General features: G+C 37.5%; 21 protein-coding genes and 4 tRNA genes. 6 read left to right on the plus strand and 19 right to left on the minus strand.

Going from position 1 to position 20555, the window contains the following annotated elements; genetic code table 11:
• The first annotated feature begins 54 nt into the window (after nt 1-54).
• Nucleotides 55-1080, plus strand: coding sequence for an IS30-like element ISAba125 family transposase (locus MKL51_RS05105; RefSeq protein ID WP_004994718.1), 1026 nt, complete (start codon nt 55-57; stop codon nt 1078-1080).
• 44 nt (nt 1081-1124) lie between these two features.
• Nucleotides 1125-1448: a hypothetical protein gene (locus MKL51_RS05110; RefSeq protein WP_032005339.1), complete on the plus strand. Its 324-nt coding sequence runs from the start codon at nt 1125-1127 to the stop codon at nt 1446-1448.
• Here MKL51_RS05110 and MKL51_RS05115 read toward each other — a convergent pair whose 3' ends face one another.
• The 8 genes from MKL51_RS05115 to MKL51_RS05150 all read right to left on the minus strand — a co-directional run bounded on the left by MKL51_RS05115 (nt 1449) and on the right by MKL51_RS05150 (nt 5713).
• A complete protein-coding gene (locus MKL51_RS05115) occupies nt 1449-1919 on the minus strand; it encodes an AnBLUF65 family BLUF photoreceptors (RefSeq protein WP_005073517.1) in 471 nt (156 codons plus the stop codon).
• Between the two features lie 278 nt (nt 1920-2197).
• Entirely contained in the window at nt 2198-2407 is a 210-nt protein-coding gene (locus MKL51_RS05120) for a cold-shock protein (protein ID WP_002115279.1), read from the minus strand.
• Between the two features lie 437 nt (nt 2408-2844).
• Nucleotides 2845-2918 (minus strand) — tRNA-Trp (locus tag MKL51_RS05125).
• Between the two features lie 66 nt (nt 2919-2984).
• A tRNA-Leu gene (locus MKL51_RS05130) sits at nt 2985-3069 on the minus strand.
• Between the two features lie 27 nt (nt 3070-3096).
• Nucleotides 3097-3170 (minus strand) — tRNA-Trp (locus tag MKL51_RS05135).
• 55 nt (nt 3171-3225) lie between these two features.
• A tRNA-Leu gene (locus MKL51_RS05140) sits at nt 3226-3310 on the minus strand.
• 92 nt (nt 3311-3402) lie between these two features.
• On the minus strand, nt 3403-4218 hold the full coding sequence (locus MKL51_RS05145) for a protein kinase domain-containing protein (protein WP_032005335.1): 816 nt from the start codon (nt 4216-4218) through the stop codon (nt 3403-3405).
• Entirely contained in the window at nt 4205-5713 is a 1509-nt protein-coding gene (locus MKL51_RS05150) for a DUF3336 domain-containing protein (protein WP_005073515.1), read from the minus strand. The genes MKL51_RS05145 and MKL51_RS05150 overlap by 14 nt, the downstream gene beginning before the upstream one ends.
• 177 nt (nt 5714-5890) lie before the next feature.
• Between MKL51_RS05150 and MKL51_RS05155 the strand changes: the two genes are divergently transcribed.
• Nucleotides 5891-6772: an ATP-binding protein gene (locus tag MKL51_RS05155; protein ID WP_017480789.1), complete on the plus strand. Its 882-nt coding sequence runs from the start codon at nt 5891-5893 to the stop codon at nt 6770-6772.
• A gap of 103 nt (nt 6773-6875) precedes the next feature.
• Nucleotides 6876-7979, plus strand: coding sequence for a DUF6670 family protein (locus tag MKL51_RS05160; protein ID WP_032005333.1), 1104 nt, complete (start codon nt 6876-6878; stop codon nt 7977-7979).
• A 2-nt stretch (nt 7980-7981) separates the two neighbouring features.
• Here MKL51_RS05160 and tsaD read toward each other — a convergent pair whose 3' ends face one another.
• Nucleotides 7982-8992, minus strand: a complete 1011-nt coding sequence (gene tsaD / locus MKL51_RS05165; RefSeq protein ID WP_005068344.1) for a tRNA (adenosine(37)-N6)-threonylcarbamoyltransferase complex transferase subunit TsaD — start codon at nt 8990-8992, stop codon at nt 7982-7984.
• Nucleotides 8993-9137: 145 nt separating this feature from the next.
• On the opposite strand from tsaD, the gene rpsU reads away from it, so the two are divergent.
• Both rpsU and MKL51_RS05175 read left to right on the plus strand, forming a co-directional pair.
• Entirely contained in the window at nt 9138-9353 is a 216-nt protein-coding gene (gene rpsU / locus MKL51_RS05170; protein ID WP_001136722.1) for a 30S ribosomal protein S21, read from the plus strand.
• 25 nt (nt 9354-9378) lie between these two features.
• On the plus strand, nt 9379-9825 hold the full coding sequence (locus tag MKL51_RS05175; protein WP_002115302.1) for a GatB/YqeY domain-containing protein: 447 nt from the start codon (nt 9379-9381) through the stop codon (nt 9823-9825).
• 90 nt (nt 9826-9915) lie between these two features.
• On the opposite strand, the gene MKL51_RS05180 is transcribed toward MKL51_RS05175, so the two are convergent.
• From MKL51_RS05180 to MKL51_RS05225, 10 genes are all read right to left on the minus strand, one after another.
• Nucleotides 9916-11343, minus strand: coding sequence for a M48 family metalloprotease (locus MKL51_RS05180; RefSeq protein ID WP_080612830.1), 1428 nt, complete (start codon nt 11341-11343; stop codon nt 9916-9918).
• 143 nt (nt 11344-11486) lie between these two features.
• Complete coding sequence (locus MKL51_RS05185) at nt 11487-12452, minus strand: 2-hydroxyacid dehydrogenase (protein ID WP_017398569.1); 966 nt, start codon at nt 12450-12452, stop codon at nt 11487-11489.
• 11 nt (nt 12453-12463) lie between these two features.
• Nucleotides 12464-13111 carry a hypothetical protein gene (locus MKL51_RS05190; protein ID WP_017480785.1) on the minus strand — a complete coding sequence of 216 codons (648 nt, stop codon included), beginning with the start codon at nt 13109-13111 and terminating at the stop codon, nt 12464-12466.
• A 100-nt stretch (nt 13112-13211) separates the two neighbouring features.
• Nucleotides 13212-15101: a M48 family metalloprotease gene (locus tag MKL51_RS05195; RefSeq protein WP_270904190.1), complete on the minus strand. Its 1890-nt coding sequence runs from the start codon at nt 15099-15101 to the stop codon at nt 13212-13214.
• A gap of 78 nt (nt 15102-15179) precedes the next feature.
• Nucleotides 15180-16721, minus strand: a complete 1542-nt coding sequence (purF, locus tag MKL51_RS05200; RefSeq protein ID WP_005073509.1) for an amidophosphoribosyltransferase — start codon at nt 16719-16721, stop codon at nt 15180-15182.
• Nucleotides 16722-16746: 25 nt separating this feature from the next.
• Nucleotides 16747-17334, minus strand: coding sequence for a CvpA family protein (locus tag MKL51_RS05205; protein ID WP_002115251.1), 588 nt, complete (start codon nt 17332-17334; stop codon nt 16747-16749).
• 6 nt (nt 17335-17340) lie between these two features.
• Nucleotides 17341-18345 carry a quinone-dependent dihydroorotate dehydrogenase gene (locus MKL51_RS05210; protein ID WP_005068330.1) on the minus strand — a complete coding sequence of 335 codons (1005 nt, stop codon included), beginning with the start codon at nt 18343-18345 and terminating at the stop codon, nt 17341-17343.
• A gap of 89 nt (nt 18346-18434) precedes the next feature.
• The gene (gene gspM / locus MKL51_RS05215; RefSeq protein WP_005073507.1) at nt 18435-18914 is read right to left on the minus strand and encodes a type II secretion system protein GspM; all 480 of its coding nucleotides are present in this window, start codon (nt 18912-18914) and stop codon (nt 18435-18437) included.
• A complete protein-coding gene (gene gspL / locus MKL51_RS05220) occupies nt 18914-20053 on the minus strand; it encodes a type II secretion system protein GspL (protein ID WP_017480783.1) in 1140 nt (379 codons plus the stop codon). Before gspL ends, gspM begins: the two co-directional genes overlap by 1 nt.
• Nucleotides 20054-20076: 23 nt before the next feature.
• On the minus strand, nt 20077-20532 hold the full coding sequence (locus tag MKL51_RS05225) for a SixA phosphatase family protein (RefSeq protein ID WP_005068324.1): 456 nt from the start codon (nt 20530-20532) through the stop codon (nt 20077-20079).
• Nucleotides 20533-20555 lie beyond the last annotated feature (23 nt).

Genomic DNA, 20555 nt, shown 5'->3' on the forward strand with positions numbered 1-20555 from the left:
GGCAGAGTAAAACTTGAAGTGCGACATAAACCACCTAATTAATTTAAAGGGTTTATGGAGTATATAAAATTGTCATACCATCATCTTAACTTTGAAGATCGTACTGCATTAATGCTTGAGTCAAGAAAAGAAGGCTTTTCAGCCAGAAAATTTGCTGAACTCATTAAAAGACATCCTAGTACGATCTATCGTGAGCTTAAAAGAAATAGCATCAATGACGTTTATCAAGCTCGATATGCTTCTGATAACACCTTCGCTAGACGTAGACGTGGTCACAGAAAACTCAAAATCGATTCAATCCTCTGGAAATTTATTGTTGAAGCGATCCGTTGTTTATGGTCTCCTCAGCAAATAGCAAAGCGTTTAAAGACATTTCCTGATTTGGATCAAACAATGAATGTAAGCCATACAACGATTTATTCAACGATACGAGCATTACCCAAGGGTGAGTTGAAAAAAGACTTATTATCCTGTCTGCGTCATGAAAATAAAAAGCGAAAAGCTAACGGTGAACCTAAAAAAGATTCTATATTACAGGATATTAAAACTATTCATGAGCGCCCAGCCGAAGTTCAAGAAAGAAAAATACCGGGTCATTGGGAAGCTGATTTAATTAAAGGTAAAGACAATAAAAGTTCGATAGCAACACTTATTGAACGAAATACACGGCTCTGTATCTTGGCAACATTACCTGATGCAAAGGCAGAATCAGTGCGCAAGGCTTTAACTGAAGCTCTGAAATATTTACCTGCAGAACTGCGTAAAACGTTGACCTATGACCGTGGACGCGAGATGTCAGAACATAAAATACTCGAAGAAGATTTAGGCATAGATGTATATTTCTGTGACCCACATTCACCTTGGCAAAAAGGCACATGCGAAAATATGAATGGTTTAATTAGGCAATATTTACCTAAAGGGATTGATTTAAATCAGGCAGATCAGCATTATTTAAATCAAGTTGCCATGTCACTGAATACTCGTCCTAGAAAGGCGTTAGATTGGCTTACACCATTAGAGAAATTTGCTCAGCTTGTTGATTATCATATGGCTTTTGAAACTGTCGCACCTCATGTTTGAATTCGCCGAAAGATACTTTTTAATCATCAGATAGGGTATAGAAAATGTTTATTGCAAAAAATATATTTGTATATTTACTATCAATGTTAGCTTTATGCTTACTGATTATTTTCTTTAATTACATAGGAATGAACGAGACGATTAATCTCCTTCTCTCTTCTGCACTGTTTGGAATATTTATTACTTGGTATTTTAAAGGTAGTAGACTCTGTCTCGCCCTATTTAGCTTTTTTTATTGGGCTATGTTTGTCATTAGTCAAAGCTTAGAAGTGATATGGATGCTCGCAAGTTCAGTTATTGTATATTTAGTCATGACTAAAATATTACCTAAACTCAAGACCATCCATATTGGCGTGATAGCCAAATAGCTAAAACGGTTTCACCCCACGATTCACCATACCCACTTTCTTAACTGTGTTAATTTTAGTTTGTTCGGCAATAACTAATTCATTGATGAAAGCTTTTAAGTTTTGCTCATCAAGACGAATAGGATTAAAAGTACTTTCTCCCATTTTTAGAAAGAAAGATTCGATATTTGTATTACGTTGTACATATTTCATTGACCATCGTTGAAACGAGTTTTGTTCAATGGAATATGTACACAACCATTTAACATTGTGGTGTCTTTCATCATTTGTAATTTTTTCAAATAATCGTTCAACCACCTCTCGTTCACCTTCCAAACATTGAAAGAAAGCATTATCGGCATAATAGAGCACCCCACAGATCTGATTCAAATCATTGAAATCTCGTGCTTCTGTCAAAATATCACGTAAATCTTGCAACAAGTCTTCATTTTTTTCGTTTCGTTGACTGGCATAACACAGGCGAACGTTCATTAGCAATTCCGTGAAATATAAAATTTCTTTATTTAAAGATTTTTTAATCTACCATATCTCTATTACTAATAATTTATATTTCACACATATTCTAAAGTTTAAATTAAAAATATGCTCGATTATTAACTATAAGAGCTTAATAACTAATGATTTATATTAACAAGAAAATAAAAAGCCCTCCTATTGAGGGCTTTTAATGCTCTAAAAGAAGAATAAATTTCTTTAAAAGCTAAAATAAAAAAAAGCACTAAAAAGTGCTTTTTTTAGTTGCTGTTATATTATTGTGGAATAATATTTACAGCATTTGGGCCTTTTTGCCCTTGAGTAACGGTAAATGTTACGCGTTGACCTTCATGCAAAGTTTTGAAGCCAGAACCTGCGATTTCTTTGAAGTGAGCGAACACATCTGGACCGTTGTCTTGTTGAATGAAACCAAAACCTTTAGTTTCGTTAAACCACTTTACTGTACCACTTACTGTATTAGACATGATATATCCTACTGATTTCTAATATTTTAGAATCATTAAATAATGACCCTATCATAACTTTGAAAAAAGAATAACAAATTGAGCTTAATATCTTAAAAAACGAAGGATTATGACTAAAACTACGATACTTAAAAGAAGATTTACTAACAAGTCTTTTTTCTAGTTAACAGCATCATACATGAAATAAAATTGTATTCAAGGCTTTTATATAAATAATTTCCAAAACTTAAGTTAAATAAATATAAAACAATAGCTTAATAAAAAGATTAAGAAATTCAGTATATTGCTTAATTAAAAAACAATCTATGATGTGATAAAAACATTGAAAAGCAACAGCTATAAAAATAGCTATTTAGAAAATTGCTTGAGCACGAATGAAAAGTTATTTTTAAAAATATAGATAATAAAAAAAACTCCCGAATAGGAGCCTTATTTTATGGCAGAGGATCAAGGACTCGAACCTTGACGAACGGTTTTGGAGACCGTCATGCTACCATTACACCAATCCTCTATATTCATGATTAAACACTCAAGATTTAATCACAAAAAAAGCAAGATCATAATCTTGCTTTTTTAATGGTGGGGGCGAAGAGACTCGAACTCTTACACCTTGCGGCGCTGGAACCTAAATCCAGTGCGTCTACCAATTTCGCCACGCCCCCATCTGGGACATTTATTTAAAATAAATGTGGCAGAGGATCAAGGACTCGAACCTTGACGAACGGTTTTGGAGACCGTCATGCTACCATTACACCAATCCTCTTCCAAGATCTAGATGACTTAACATCTACATCAAACTTTAAGTTATTAACTTAAAGTGGTGGGGGCGAAGAGACTCGAACTCTTACACCTTGCGGCGCTGGAACCTAAATCCAGTGCGTCTACCAATTTCGCCACGCCCCCGATGGCTGTGTATATTAGCGATAAGATCTGACAGTGACAAGTGTTTTTTTTCTAAAAAAAACTAACCGTGTAAATTGTATACAGATACTAGATCAATGATTTTTATCAATTTGAATCTGTTTTAAGCAATTTATTGCTTCATCAGCATTTGAAAATCGATTTTGCTGCTGTTTTTGTAATAAACCTGCAAGTAAGGGATAAAAAATCAAAAACTGCGCGGGTAATTGAATGGTTAAATTTTGACAGTGCAAGATTGCCCAATCACGATAACTACCTGCTTCTAAGCGATTTTGTGTTAACCATTCATATAGAACGATGCCAAATGCATATAAATCGCTTTGTATTCCCTTATACCCTCCTCTAAATAGCTCAGGAGCCATATAACGAGGTGTTGCATCCATGACTGTATCGCAACTTGAAATCGGTCTCGTTTTCTCAAAATCAATTAAATAAGGCTTTTGCTGAAACTTTCTAAAATGCTCTGCCTTAACGTCTCCATGAATCCAGCCAAGTTCATGAAGTTCTGCAAGCATATTTATTGCGAACCAAATCTTACGATATACATCAGTTAAATCACTTTCATGAACCAATGAACTGAACCACACTTCACTATCAGGTAAAATTAAAACCTTACCCAAAGAATGGCCTAGCTGAGGGATTAAACTGACCTCAATTAATTTATGAGGTAAAAGCCATGCAGGTTTTTTAAAGTGAATTTCTTCGTAAAATAATTGCTCATGCATGAAATCTTGCTCACTTTGAGCATGGGTTTCAGGCAAATGATATTTTAACCAGTAATTTTCGGTATCTATGGTACATGTCCATAAACACCGCCCTAACGCTGCACTTGTTGGCTTTGTTACACATGTTAAGTTTTCTATATGCGAAGCAAAATCATGCCTCAGCATAGTAAGACTCAGGCTGTTGTTTCTTTTCTTCAAAGCGCAAAACTTCTAAACAATGCTGAATTGTCTTACCAATACGAGCATGGGTTTCAATTGAAGAAATTTTTGGCCAAGTTGCACGCTCCCCTTCTCTTTGCAAACGCTTAAACAGATGCGGACGCGGGTTTTGCAAAGTGTAGGTATAGTGACTTAGGCTATATTTAGCAATGATATTTACATCACCATAATAACGCTGTCCCATTACGCCATATCCATGATCTAACAATCTTCTAACTGGAGATATAGAACCAAGTCGTTGACGCGTAAAGTCCATAATGCCCATTGATAGTACTTTACCTTGGCGTCTTAAAATTCTTTCAGGCCAACTTAAAACGTCTTTACGGAAGCGATCCGCATCATTTTGCATAAATGGAACAATATGTGGGTTAACCTGACTCGCAATCGTGTAGTTTAAATTATAAAGCCGCGCCATTCTTTCTTGCGGGAAATCGCTTCTTACACTTCCATCTACCCACTTTGTATTTGCCATATAAGGTGTATGTTCACCGTCATAACGTTTACTGGTTAAACGTACCGGTGGGAATAAAATTGGCACGGCACATGAAGCCAATACAGCACTCCAAACCAAAACATTCGGCGTCATAATGGCATTCATAATTCTTGGGTTTTCTGTTGCATCATATGGCGCCACTGCCACATTAATGTTTAAACCAGATTTTTTGAAAGCCTCTTCAAACGTAAGATCACCTAAATTCTCAATGAGGAATTTTTTCAAATACTGAACGTCGGCAATTCCACCATTGCCTTTAATGAGTTCACGGAATTTTCTAAAATGAAAAGCATCACTAAAAAATTGCTCACCATTTAATAAGTTTTGGATATCTTCACTAGCAGAGGTTCCAAGCATACCTGTCATAATTGCCCCTGCACTTGAGCCAGAGAGCACTTTAGGCATTAAGTCTTGTTCAATTAAAGCTTTACACACACCTGTATGAAAAAGGCCTAAAGTCGCTCCACCCGAAAACATAAGTGCAGGTTGTCCATATGCCTTTTCACAGTTTTCAAAAAACTCTATTTTTTCTTTTCTTTGAAACGTAATACATTCACTTGAAGCGATGTAAGCCAAACTTTGGCTAACTTCTTCAATATAGTCTTCAATTAACTTTTTTGTACCAACATGTGTTGCGGCAAAAAGCATTGGATGACCAATATTTGCAATATCGTAGGTTAGACCCTCTTTAAGTAAATAGATGAGGTCTAATGTACGATGTTGCTGACGATATCTTTTGAGCAAAGTGTATCGATAAGAAATGAGTTCGGCATCGAAGTAAGGTGAACTATTATCAAACTTCCACTCTTGCACACCTGTTTCTTCATCTAGTTTTAATGCAAAAGACTTCCATTCCTCATAAGATTCAGCCATGTCTAACTGACGTTGTAATTTTTTGATACGGTAAGCCTGATGTGGATTCATATCACTTCGTATTTTTTCAAACATATTTCGTCCTCATCTTCCCAGATGATTTTACTGAATAGACATCACAACACTATGCTCGGTCTGAACATTTCAATCAATTGCAAAACCGATAAACTGTATAGGCAATAAGTTTTTTGTCAGCCTGTTAATTTCGGTGTTAGTATCCTATCAAACACTGTTTAACATGATTGACTTACCATGGCTACCATTGATTTACCGGACAATTTAGTTCAAACATTATCACTTGTATTAAATCAGTTACAGCAAGTCTTGCCTGAGCCTCGACAAGAAACAGATTTTACTGCACCTGCTTTTAGATGGGAAAATCAGCAACTTAATGCCATCTATAAGCCAAAAAATATTTATCTTGATGACTTAAAAGGCATTGAGCGTCAAAAAGAAAAAATTATTCAAAATACTTTGCAATTTTTAAATGGTCTACCAGCGAATGATGTGCTGTTAACAGGCTCACGTGGTACAGGAAAATCTTCTATTGTTCGTGCTTTACTCACTGAGTATGCCCCTCAGGGATTACGTTTAATTGAAATTGAACGCGATGATTTATCAGACTTACCTAAAATCCAAAAAATCATTCAAAATCGACCTGAAAAATATATCGTCTATTGTGATGACTTGGCTTTTAATGCCGAAGATGAAAATTACCGTAGTCTAAAAAGTGTATTAGATGGTTCATTACAGTCAGGTTCAAGTAATTTTATTATTTATGCAACCAGTAACCGTCGCCACCTGTTACCAGAATTCATGCATGAAAATACACCTGTAACTAAGGTCGATGTTCCCCAATATACTGAACTACATCCACAAGAAGCGATTGAGGAAAAGATCTCTTTATCGGATCGGTTTGGTCTATGGCTATCTTTTTATCCAATGGATCAAAACCTATATTTAGAAATCGTTGAGCATTATCTTGATAAAGCAAACATGCCTTTCAATGATGAAGTTCGTGCTGAAAGTTTACGTTGGTGTCAAATGCGGGGGCAGCGCTCTGGTCGAGCGGCTTATCAGTTTTCTAAGCATTGGATTGGTTTAAACGCCTTAAAAGATTTGTCTAACAATTAAATAAAATGTCCCGCAAAGCCTTAGCTTTGGCCTATAAACCGCTTAGCTTTGGCAGTTGTTTTTCATAACCTAAAACAAAGATAGCCCTTCTTTAGGTTTATATATGAAAAAACAATTGCCAAAAATTTCTACAGCCAGTAAAGCGCTTGGTAAAAGTTTATTACTTGCACAAGGCGTTTTAGACCAAGCAAAAAAATATTCAACTCTTCCTTTTACTCAAACTCATACCATCCATCCACGAGTTGACGAAAAATATTATAGTTGGACACATTACGGTATCTTTTTCCCGCTTTTACCAGAGCCGCATCGTTACTTAAATATTATGATTTTAATTGGTACACCAGGTGCACTTGCTTTTGACCATGATGATATCATCACTGGAAATCCTAGAAAAACAGCTACATTCTTTTCAAGCACAGCTGCTCTGGAACAAGCCTTATTGAAAGCCTATGTCATTCCCGAAGATACAAAAATTAATAAAGATGGGACCTTAATAGAACTAGGTCAGGAAATTTCAATTCAAGGCAAATTTCCGCACATCCATATTAATGGAGATTACGATGGGTTTGATTTCGACTTTGATATCGATATCAGTTCACATGTTTCATGGTTTATAAAAACACCAATCTATGATCATTTTAGCTTATTGGCAAAGTTTAAAGGTTTTCTAAACTATCAAGCAGAACGCATTGAAACCCAAGGACTTTGTACTTACGAATATGCTCGAGCAGTTGGTCCTCACTCCATCACAAATAAACTTATTCCTGATGCATATAAACTGCCACTTGATTTTTTCACTTATCAAATCATCAATTTAAATGAAACCACTCAGCTTCTTCTTACCAAAGCCGATATTGCAGGACAAACAGCTGCATATACCCTACATATTAGACATCTGGACCAGCCAGCTGAAATTTATACAGATGTAAGCTTTGATATTATTTCGCATCAAGTTGATGACTTTGTTTCACCTAGTAGGCAAAAAATGCGACTTCCAAAATATTTTTCTTGGATCGCTAGAAATGAGGCAAAGCAAATCATCTTAAACATTCAGGCAGAAATTGACTGCCCATTCCGCTATGGTCATGGGCGAGGTTATGCGAGTAGCTATATATTTACAGGTCATTATTTTGGCAATGAAGTTCAAGGCCGTGGTTATATCGAATACATTGATATTGAAAACCAAAAAGCCTTTGAAGAGGAGTAATCTTACTCAGGAATAGTAAGTTCAGTCATTGGCCATCTTGGTGTGGTCGTTACCGCCAACCCATCATGCTGACCTGCTTTTAAACGTTGATAACCAGCAAAAGCAATCATTGCCCCATTATCAGTACATAAAGCAGGCTCTGCATAATAAACTTGCGCTTTAATTTTCGCTAAAGAGGTTTCTAATTGCTCGCGTAGTCTTAAATTTGCGCTAACTCCACCTGCAATCACTAAACGTTTAAGTCCAGTTTGCTTTAAAGCTTTTACTGATTTTTTTACCAAGGTATCTACAATTGCTTCTTGGAATGAAGCAGCAATATCAGCGTCACGATTTTCGCCATTCAATTTTTTCAATTGAACAGAAACAGCTGTTTTTAAACCACTAAAAGAAAAATCCAAGCCTTGATGAAGCATAGGTCTTGGAAACTCAAATGCTAATGGATCACCAGATAATGCAAGTTTTGCGATATTTGGCCCACCTGGATATGGCAAGCTCATCATTTTGGCAACTTTATCAAAAGCTTCGCCCGCAGCATCATCAATAGACTCACCCAATAGTTCATATTGACCAATAGCGTGGGCTGCCATCAATTGTGTATGCCCACCTGAAACTAACAATGCTACAAACGGAAATTCAGGTGGTTGACTTGAAAGTAATGGGGCCAACATATGACCTTCCATATGGTGAACACCAATTGCAGGCTTATTTAAAGAAAAAGCTAAAGTTCTGCCAAACAGTGCACCTGTCATTAATGCTCCCATTAAGCCAGGACCACGCGTATAGGCAACCGCATCAATCTCTTGTTTTGTTACACCACTTTGTTCAAGCAATTGATTCATTAAAGGAATTAATTTACGAACATGGTCACGAGAAGCAAGTTCAGGTACTACTCCACCATATTCGGCATGAAGTTTAATCTGGCTATAAAGAACCTGTCCCCGTAAGCCGAGTTCGCTATCATAAAGTGCCAACCCTGTTTCATCACAAGAAGTTTCCAAGCCTAAAACAATCATCAAAACTGCCTTTTATATGAGTCAAAATATTGCAATCGCTATTATAGACTTGTGATATGAGTTGTAAATGAGTAAAATACTGACCTTCACTTGTGATCGGGCGCAATGGTGTGCCTGATCTTATCCATAATCTAGAGGATTTTACATGCCACAAGTTAAGTTGAAAGAAGGCGAACCAGTTGACGTAGCTATCCGTCGTTTCAAACGTTCATGCGAAAAAGCTGGTGTTTTAGCTGACGTTCGTAAACGCGAATTCTATGAAAAACCAACTCAAGAACGTAAGCGCAAAAAAGCTGCAGCAGTTAAACGCTACCAAAAGAAATTGGCTCGCGAATCTGTACGTACTACTCGCCTTTACTAATTAATTTGTGATTGACTGCTGAATTATGACTACTTTAAAAAACCAAATTACTGATGCATTAAAAACTTCTATGCGTGCCAAAGATATGGCAACAGTGACGGTTTTGCGTAGTCTACAAGCGGCAATTAAGCAAATCGAAGTCGATGAGCGCAAAGAGCTTGACGACGCTCAGGTTCTTGCGGTCATTGAAAAGCAAATTAAACAACGTAAAGAATCGATCAAAGCCTTTGAAGGTGCTGGTCGTAATGATTTAGCTAGTAAAGAACAAGCCGAAGCTGAGATTATCTCTCAGTTTCTACCAGAAGCTATGACTGAGGAAGAGCTTGATTCTATCATTGAGCAAACGATTGCTGCTCAAGAAGCAACTAGCATGAAAGATATGGGTAAGGTGATGAATTCTCTACGTCCGATCATAGCCGGGCGTGCCGATCCTGCTCAAGTTTCAGCAAAAATTAAAGCTAAATTAGCTTAATTCCCTCTCTTCTTATATACCCTTAAATTAAACTTTCTCGTAAGTTTAAATATATTTATGCCTGTGAAAATTCCTAAGTCATCCTAGACCTTAAATTTTCATTCGTCGCTCATCTTGCATTTGTTTCAAACGACTGTCTATTCTTGCCGACATTGCTTGATTATCTTTTGCCAATCGCTGAGCATGCAACATTGATTTAATTGCATTTTCCTCACTACCTGACCAATATTCTGCTTCAGCCCGATAGCGTAGAACATTAACCGCTCTTAAAGGTCCATTCTTATCCAAATTTGCAGCTTGCTGTAAAAATTGCCAACCCTGTATATCTCTTGGATTCTTATTAATAAATCTTTGAACCAAGGTTTGAACTTGCGCAAACTTACCCTGGCGTAGCAGCACCTCAGCCAACTTATAACTAAAAGCTTTATTTTCAGGCATCGTCATTTGTGTAGCAGCAATAGTAGTATAAGCTTGATCTAGCTTGTTTTGGCCAAGATAAATATCTGTCTGCAACAATGTGACAAGAGGCTTTCCACTAGATTTCGCTTGATCTAGAGTAGATTGCGCTTGCACATAATCACCTTGTCTTGTGTAAAATGCCGCTAAAGCAATCAGACCAGCAATATTTTTTTGGGACGCCAAACTTTGTAGTTGGTTTTCAGTTGCTTGATTGGCAACCACCATGGTATACCATTTTAAAATCTCAAAATCTGCATCATATATACGATTTTTAACTCTAGGCAGCTGGTTTGCACGCAGCCGCGCTTCACTCATACGCTCAGTCGTCAATGGATGAGTCAGCCAGAAATCCGGTAAAAAACTTACTCGACTTGTAGCTCTATGCATTGTTTCAAAGTAATCAGCCATACTTTGAGGGTTATAACCTGCCGCATACATATATTGCATGCCGATACGGTCTGCTTCACGCTCTTGATTTCGACTATATGTTAATTGCTTATCCATGAGTGCAGCTTGGGTTCCAAGCATAACTGCTGCTCCCGCATCGCCACCACCCTGCGCAGCTATAGCCACCCCCGCTAAAAGTCCTGCTAGACTTAGCAATGTTTGACCCTTAAAGGCTTCTTCAGAGCGACTAAAATGTCTTTGCGATACATGCGCAATTTCATGCGCCATAACACCAGCAATTTCGTCAATATTTCGTGCTGAGGCAATAAGCCCTGTATTGAGCGCAAATAAGCCACCTGGGACAGCAAAAGCATTAATTTGCGGATCTTTAATCACGACTAGACCAATCGGCTGACCAAGCTGAGTTTCACTTAAAATACTCGAAAATACCTGAAAAAATTGATCTTCTAGCCAGACATCTTGAATAACGGGCATTTGTTTATGAACTTCACGAAAAACTTTTTCGCCAATAAATTTTTCTTTTTGTTGATCAAGCAAACCAATCCCACTTCCAATATTTGGAATTTCTACTTGATTTGCAGAAGGCTGAGGGTCGAAAGGCTGCGCGTACGAAGCATTTGTTATAAAAGCCGTACTTAAAATAATTGGCAAAAATCTCAAATGTTTTTCTCTAGTAAAATTAAACCATCAAAAAAAGTCTACTGATATAAAACATAAAAAATTATGTTCAATCAATAGACTTTTAATATATCACTCGAGATCGCTTAGTTTTGCAATGAAGTGTTATTAATCATTTATGCAAAGTTTGGGTTTACCAAATATCTAGGAGTTTTATCCTCTAAAGCTTCAACTAGATTTTTATAAGCAAGATTTGCCATTTTTTTACGGGTCTCTGCAGTCGCAGATCCTACATGAGGCAAAGTAACAACATTTGGCAGTTTAAAAAGCTCTGAATCTTGTAATGGTTCTTTTTCATATACATCTAAACCAGCTCCAAAGATTTCCCCGCTTTGTAAGGCCTCAATTAAAGCTTGCTCGTCAACTACTGAACCACGCGCAATATTTATAAAAATAGCATGCTTTTGCATAAGCTCAAATTGAGCTTTCCCCATCAAAGCTTTCGATTCATTATTTAAATCAACTGCAGTTACTACAAAATCAGACTGTTGCAATAACTCATCTAAACCAAGATATTGTGCTTTTAAAGGTTCTGCCAATTCAGGCTTTTCACGGCGGTTATGGTAAACAATATTCATGTTAAATCCATAAAAACCACGGCGTGCAATTGCAGCACCAATATTACCAAGCCCAATAATCCCTAATGTCTTTCCAAAAACATCTAAACCAAACTGCTGAGGCCCAACAGTTCTTTTCCATTCACCTTGTTTCGTCCAATGATCAAGAAAAGGAACTTTTCTAGCAGCGCTTAGTAATAATGTAAAAGCAAGATCAGCCGTTGTTTCAGTTAAAACATGAGGTGTATTTGATAACCAGATTTTTCTTTGGTTTAGATAAGCCACATCATAATTGTCATAGCCAACTGTTACAGATGAAATAATTTTGAGTTTTTGAGCAGGCGCAAGATTACTTTCATTAAGAAGTCGACCAGCACCAATCATTCCATCAGCATCTACAACTTGTTGGCGTATTTGCTCATTAATATCACCCAGTTTTGGATTAAGAACCACAACATGATAATCCTGTTGTAATCGAGACAAAATTTCTTCATCAATTTGGCTAAAAACTACAACTTTTTTCATGTAAATCCCTACTACTCGTTGTTATCTTGCATTAATTGCCATAACCTTTTTTTAAGGAGTGGTTTCTCCAACATCTCTTTTAAACTCGCCAAATGGATAATATTGGCATGCTGAATATAAGAACATTCACCAAGGCATAAGATCTTCTTGTCTGCTGCGACAGCATCTAAAAAGCCTTGAATATATGAACCTGCACCACGTTGGTCTTGATAGTTAGCTAAAGGGAAAGGCCATTTTAATTCAGCATATTGCCCTATTTTTGCTTTTTGAATGTTATTCCAAAGCTGCTTTTCTTCTTCACTTAAATTAGTAACATCTAAAAAAATAACGCATTTTTCAAGCGCAAAAGCTTGCAACTCAAATGAAGCAATCGTAACCACTGGAGCTTGTACTTCAGTACGAGGTGACACAACAGGCGGAACTTCTACTGGAAGTGGTACCGCAATTTCAGGTTCAACTTTTGGAACTTCGTTGACTTGTGGTTTTGTCGGTTGCTCAACAACTGGATTGTTCTTAGAAGGCAATATAATTGGTTCACCTTCTGGTGCAGCTTGATCTCGCCAGAGACTTTGAGCATTATTTTTTTGGCACACCTGTGTCTTAGGAATCCACACATCAATTCCTAAAGTTGCTAATATATTTCTTTGCTGCCCAATCATCTGTAAATCAATACCTCTACTCTATCTACATTCTAACGGGCTTCGGTTTTTTTTTCAGTGTTTTATTTCATTCAGATGTTTTTATAATCGTATATGTCTTTTAAATAATCATCACACTATTTCTCTTTTGCATTTGATCCACAATTTCTTCTGTCTCAAAACCAAAACGCCAATAAAGCAATTCAAGCACATCGAGTTCATCTTGCGTGATAATACGGTCGCTCCACAAACACATTTCTGCAATAGCTAGAATACTTAGACGGTCACGCAATAATAAACCAGCAATATCATTTAAAATTTCAGCTAGATCTAATGGCTCATCTGAAATTTCATCATAGATATACATTTCATCGGGATTGAGCAGCGAACGTAAAATGCGCTCACGTACTTCCAACTGATTAGGGCTATTAATTTGCTGAACATGAAGCAAAGCATCAATCAAACGAACAATTTGAGGTTTCTCTTCTTCAAATGCGGTCGGTAGATGTAACGGCATCAAGTTCAACTCATATTTAACACGCTCCAGTAAAAGTGCATCTAACAATCCAATTTCACCATCTTCTTGGATAATAAGGGCTAGCTTAGTAAGAAATTGCCGCGCAATACTTGCAGGTATATGCCCAATATTTTTACAAGCATCATGAAATATTTGAATATGAATACGCCCATCCAAATTCAATAATGCATCGATAATGGCATGACTCACAGGTGCATCTTTTGGAATGAATTCCCGATATTGGCGAATCATCAAAATAGCAACCATCACTTCACGTGAACCAGTCGCAGTTTGTAGTGCTCGCTGAATTAATTCAGGACGCTTTTTATTTCGACGTACATCACTACTCAGGGGCTTAATGGCATCATTTAATGCAAAACTAATTGGTGATAACCTTAATAAAGGTAAAGGCTGTGGAGATGACCACGGAATATAAATTTCTTTCTCAGATTCTTCTAAGAAATGAAATAAGCTAAACAACGGACGGTTGCGAAGTTTCTTTAAATTTTCTAATTGTAAATCTTGTAGCAAAGTAGGATTTAACTCATAAATACGTTCACGAATACTCGGGTGAATATTCATCCAGCTTTGCGGGCTTAGCGAGTTAGCAAAACACATATGTGCGATTGATTCGGAATAAGCACTATGAATTTGCGAACCAGAGTGGTGAACATAAATACGCAATAAAGTTTGGGTATTCGCATTATTTTTTAATAGTCGTACTGTTTTTTGGTCATTACGAAATGTGCGCCCACTCAAAGTCAAATATTTAATAAAGCGAGTAATCAGTACACCTAGGCTTCCAGCCAACCAAATGACTCCACCGACCGCAACAAAAACAGTTTCAAATTTATGTTTATAGCCCGGGCTATAGCGCTTAAAACCTTGCTTGGCTAATTTACTGCCCCACTGACTAAAAGTTGTTAAGCCACTATATAAAATCTTTAATTTTGTATTCTCAACAGCCTCACCAGATAAAATCTGATTAAACTCATGGCCCAACAAACCATATAACTCAAGCTTATCCAGATTCTGTAAAGCACCCCATGTCAGAATAATTACAATATCTTTGGGATGAAAACCTGCCGTAAGTGCATTTACACCAACTTCATCAGGTAGTACATATACAGTTGGAACTTTAAGTGAAAAATTTTGAGCTAAGTGTTCTGTAATTTTTAATGCTGCGAGTTCTTCGGGAGTACTCTCCTCTTTCACCAAACGACGTGCTTTAAGTTGTTTTGCTAAAGAGTGCCCACCTTTACGCAGGATATAAAGTTCGGTAAGTACCGACCAAACCATAATAAAAAGTAATAGTGCAACGAAGTAAGGACTTAAGGTATGCCACCAAATTGGCTGGCTATAATCAAAAAAATGAACGAGTAAACCTAAAATTAAATTTAAGATAAAAATAGTAAGCAGCACAGCAACCAAACACATAGTGATGGACCATGCCATATTTTTATTTTCGATGAGATAGTGGCTTACTTCTTTCAATGTAAATATTCCCAATTACATTGTTAGGTTTCATCATAAAAGAAAAAAGCGGGAAATACCCGCTTTTTTCGGCTATTTCTATTCTTCTTTGATGCCTGTTAAATCTACAGAAGCAGCATCGACATTAACGTCAATATAACCATCTTTTTTCTTCTTAGCAGAGTCATTACGCTTCTGCTCCAAATTATTTAGATAGTTACCATCAATATCACCTGTTACGTAGATTCCATCAAATACCGAGCAGTCAAACTCAGTTAAGTCAGGCACTTTGCTGGTACGCACAGCATTTTTCAAGTCTTCCAATTCTTGGAAAATCAAACGATCAGCACCAATAATTTCTTGGATTTCTTCCACGCTGCGTTCTGAAGCAATAAGCTCAGCTTTAGCAGGCATATCGATACCGTAAACGTTTGGATACATTACTTTCGGTGCTGCTGACGCAAAGTATACTTTTTTTGCACCAGAATCACGTGCCATCTGAATAATCTCATTACACGTTGTACCACGTACAATAGAGTCATCCACCAATAGAACGTTCTTACCTTTGAATTCTAACTCAACAGGGTTTAATTTCTGACGTACAGATTTTTTACGTTGCTGTTGACCCGGCATAATAAAGGTACGGCCGATATAACGGTTTTTCATAAAACCTTCACGGAACTTCACACCTAGAATATTTGCAAGTTCTAAAGCTGAAGTACGGCTCGTATCTGGAATTGGAATCACCACATCAATATCGTGGTCTTCGCCCCAGTCACGTAAAATTTTATGAGCAAGCTTTTCACCCATTTTTAAACGTGCTTTATAAACTGAGATTCCATCAATAATCGCATCAGGACGAGCAAAATAAACGTACTCAAAAATACATGGGCGGTATTTCGGATTAGCAGCACATTGCTTAGAGAACAACTCGCCATTTGCATTGATGAAAATTGCTTCACCCGGTTCAATATCACGCTCAATTTTGAAACCAAGAGCAGTAATAGCAACCGATTCAGAAGCAATGATGTATTCCATCTCACCTTGTTCAGTTACACGCGAACCGTAAATAAGTGGGCGAATACCGTTTGGATCACGGAAACCTACTAAACCATGACCAGTAATCATCGCCACTACACCATACGCACCTTGGCAACGCTCATGCACACGAGAAACCGTGTGAAAAATATCGTCAGCGGTAGGATTTAAAGTGCCTTTTTTCTGTAATTCATGCGCGAATACGTTTAAAAGAACTTCTGAGTCAGAATCTGTATTCATATGACGTAAATCTGTTTTAAACAGGTCATCATGAATTTCTTCTGCATTGGTCAAGTTACCATTATGTGCAAGCGTAATACCATAAGGTGAGTTTACATAAAATGGTTGTGCTTCAGCACTGCTCGCAGAACCAGCAGTTGGGTAACGTACATGGCCAATACCATAATTACCAAGTAATGCTCTCATATGACGAGTATGAAAGACATCACGCACCATACCGTTATCCTTACGAAGGAAAAGACGACCTTCATGGCAGGTTACTATTCCAGCTGCATCTTGCCCACGATGTTGCAACATCGTTAAAGCATCAAACAACATTTGGTTCACTGGCGATTTACCGGCTATACCAACAACTCCACACATAGCAACCTCGCAGACAAGCTAGGAATTAATAAAAAGGATTCTTTGTCGAATGGTCGGATCGGTTTTCTAAATCTTCCGATTCGTCCATTGGTTTTGAAGGAGTGCCTGATGCACTACCTCCAGATGTTATTTGATGAAATGCCTCACTTGCAGCATCTTTAGACAACTCGGTAGCTAAAGGCGCATAAGGCAATAAAAACTGTATAAATTTGGACTGTTTCCAGTGCGGTGAACTTTCAACCCAAGGCCCTACACCCTGCATTGTAATTAGTACAACCAACAAGCCCTTTAAAGAACCAAAAGCACCACCTGCTAAACGATTTAATGGCCCCAATTTCAGACTTTTCAAGAGGCCATTTAAAAATGCAGAGACGATCCATGTTAAAACAATGATCAAAAGCGCTATAAATGCAAAAGCTGCAATTTTTTGAACAACTGGATCATGACTTAAACCCGACATAGACGGAGCAAGAAGGACAGCATATTTTGCACCCATAATTAATGCAATGACCCATCCTACCAAGTTCGCAAAGGCTTTAATAAATCCTTGTCGCAAACCGTTTAGCCCCCCAATGAGCAAAAGTATCAGAATAATGATATCAATTGTGTTCATATTCACTTAAGACATAGCTGCAACACATTGTTTCACTAAAATAGGACCTGTATAAATTAGCCCACTATAGATCTGTACTAATGTTGCTCCAGCTTGCTGTTTGACTGCTGCCTGTTCACCCGACAAAATTCCACCCACGCCAATTAACGGGATTTGTCCTTTTAATGTTTGGGCAAACAAACGTAAGCATTCGGTACTTTTTTCAAAAACAGGTGCGCCTGATAAACCGCCCGACTCATTACCATAAGGAAGATTTTCTACACCTTCTCTTGATAAGGTCGTATTAGTAACGATCAAGCCATCAATTTTAAACTGCACTAACTGCGCTGCAATAAATTCAACATCTTCCGCTGTTAAATCAGGTGCAACTTTCAGAACCAAAGGAACATAGTGATTATTTTGTTCAGCTAGCTCAAGTTGTCTTTCTTTTAAGGTTTGCAATAGTTCAGTTAATGCATCGCCACTTTGTAAACTTCTTAAGTTCTTAGTATTTGGAGATGAAATATTAACGGTAATATAAGAAGCGTAGTTATACACTTTCTCAAGGCAAATCAGGTAGTCATCAACAGCTTTTTCTACAGGAGTATCAGCATTCTTACCAATATTAATGCCTAAAATTCCTTTAAACTTTGAAGCTTTGACATTTTCAATCAGCTTATCAACACCATCATTATTGAACCCCATACGGTTAATAATGGCTTGAGCTTCTGGAATACGGAATAAGCGCGGCTGCGGATTACCCGATTGAGGACGAGGTGTAATGGTTCCAATTTCAATAAAACCGAACCCTAACCCAGCTAAAGCATCAATGTGTGCACCATTTTTATCAAGACCGGCTGCCAAACCTACTGGATTTGGAAATTCAATTCCCATACAAGTCGTCGGTTTCGCTTCTACGCTCTGACGGAGTAAGCCGAACTTATGTGCTTTATCAAGCATAGATAATGTTAATTCATGGGCACGCTCTGGTGCTAAACTAAACAACATCGGGCGAGCAAGTGAATATAACATACCAATCACAATCTACTGATTTTAGGTAGGCATATTATAGGCACAGGGAGCACAAAACACCATGCTTAAGACCAGCATATTTTAATATGTTATTGAACCGTCGCTGTTAATTTAATCTGACCTTCACTTGAAACCATTTCCATTTTTTCAATACTTAAGCCCATTTGTGCCAGTTGGGTTAAAAAGTTAGCTAAAATTGCGTAATTCTGATGAGTAACAATAATTTGTAACTGCTCGCCATTTTGCTGAGAAGTAACCGTTAAACCTTGCTGTTGAGCTACACGTTGTATTTTTTCTGCCTGCCCCAGCTCAAGCTCACTCGCAGGTTTCATAGTGACTGCATTACTTTGCATCCACACCATCAAATCTTTTAAATCATTTAAGCGCTGTTGCTGCTGTTCTGCTAAGGAATGCATTTTCCAAAGTGAAGCCCCAATAATAGCCACTACAACAAAAATTGTAGTAAAGACCACCATGATACGTTCACGGACAGTCAAACGGTCTAAATATTGATTAACTTGTTCGATCCACTGATCAAAGCGGTTTTGCAATTGAGCTAACATTTTCATTATTGTATTTTCACCGCCCCAATAGCCCCACCACCATCGGCTTGAACATTACCTAACTCCGCCTTAAATCCTTGCTGATTAAGCTGCTGTGTTAAAGCTTGCAAATCATCTGCCGATTTTGCTTTCAAGGCCATGGTTAGTGTAGAAGCATCATAATTTAATTGCTGAGCTAAAATTTGTCTTTGCATCAAAATAGGTCCAACACGACTCAATAAAGAAAGTGCTTGTGTATCGCCTTGTTTACTCATTCTTAAATGACTTTCAAATTGGCTTTTTATATTTTGTTCATTTACGCGACTAGAAGGACCAAACCAATATTTATATTGCTCAATTGTCTGCTCAGCTGTTTGATTTGCTACATTTCTTAATTTTACCCAACGCAACAAATCATAGCTAAACTGAACTACTATAATTGCTAACAGAATAACAGCACATGCTTTCCAGTAACCTGAGACAGTTTGCTCTTGTCCTTTGGCTTTTGGCAAAACATTAAAAGGATGCTGTTTAGGTTTATCTAAACCCTGAAATTGATAAAAAAACTCTGAACGTTGCTCAATACTAGAAGCTGCTTCTAAGCTTTCTAACTGTTCTACCGTTAACCCACTATATTGATAGTTTGTTTCAACTGGCTGGAATTCCAAAAACAATCCCAAATCATCTAGTGAATTACCGACCCATTTACTTTCACGCGCCAGTAATTTTTGGTCAATATTACACAGTATAACTTGCTGTTCTTGTGGTTCCGGCAAGATCAAAAAATCTGGCAACAAAGCAACCAGCTTGATTGGCAACAGATTCATCGCATGTTGCCATGTTTCCACAGTAGTTTTTGCAACGCCCAATATTGTTAATTGATCAGCATGAAAATGATGAACTACTTTCATGTGATCAATAGGCAAAGTTACAAACTCTTCAAGCAAATATTTAACACCATCTGCTCCAAGTTGCTTGTAATGAGACTTTGCTATGTGTTGCTGGAATACCTGAGCATGACGACTAGGAAAAAAGACGACAGCCTCTTTTCCTTGGTGCAATTGTAGGTCTTGTATTAATTGATCAAGGCTTTCAGCCTGCAACCAGTTTTCTCCGTTAGACCAATGCCATATTCCATTGGTTTCAGGCATCCATAAATACAGCATAATGGGCTAAATAACCTTTTTAATTATATTGTGGGTATAAAACTATTTTTTTGTGTTGATAAACCAGTTGCAATCACAGCCTGATCATAAATTCGAGCTTCAGCCAGTGCAAATGGATTAAAGTTTTCATGGGTCAGGAGTTCAGCAATATGCCCTACTACATTCATATGACACACGACCACAATTGACTCATAAGGAATCTGAGACAACCACTCGACTGCCTCTTTGGCGTTATCATCCGGTTTAATTTTATCGCATAACAACACAGGCACATCTTTAAAATAAGCTTGAATATGTGCCAATGTCTCTTGAGCACGTAACAAAGGACTAACTACAAAAATATCAGGCTTAACAATATCTTTTAAAAATGTTGCTGTCTGTTCTGCTTGAGCATGTCCACGAGCAGTAAGAGGGCGTTTAGTGTCGTTACCATTTACAGGTGGAGCGGCTTCCCCATGGCGAACCAATGTCAGTTGCATAAATTTTCCTTGTTAATAATTCC

The sequence above is a fragment of the Acinetobacter sp. AOR18_HL genome (assembly GCF_027855145.1).
GTDB lineage: Bacteria > Pseudomonadota > Gammaproteobacteria > Pseudomonadales > Moraxellaceae > Acinetobacter > Acinetobacter pittii.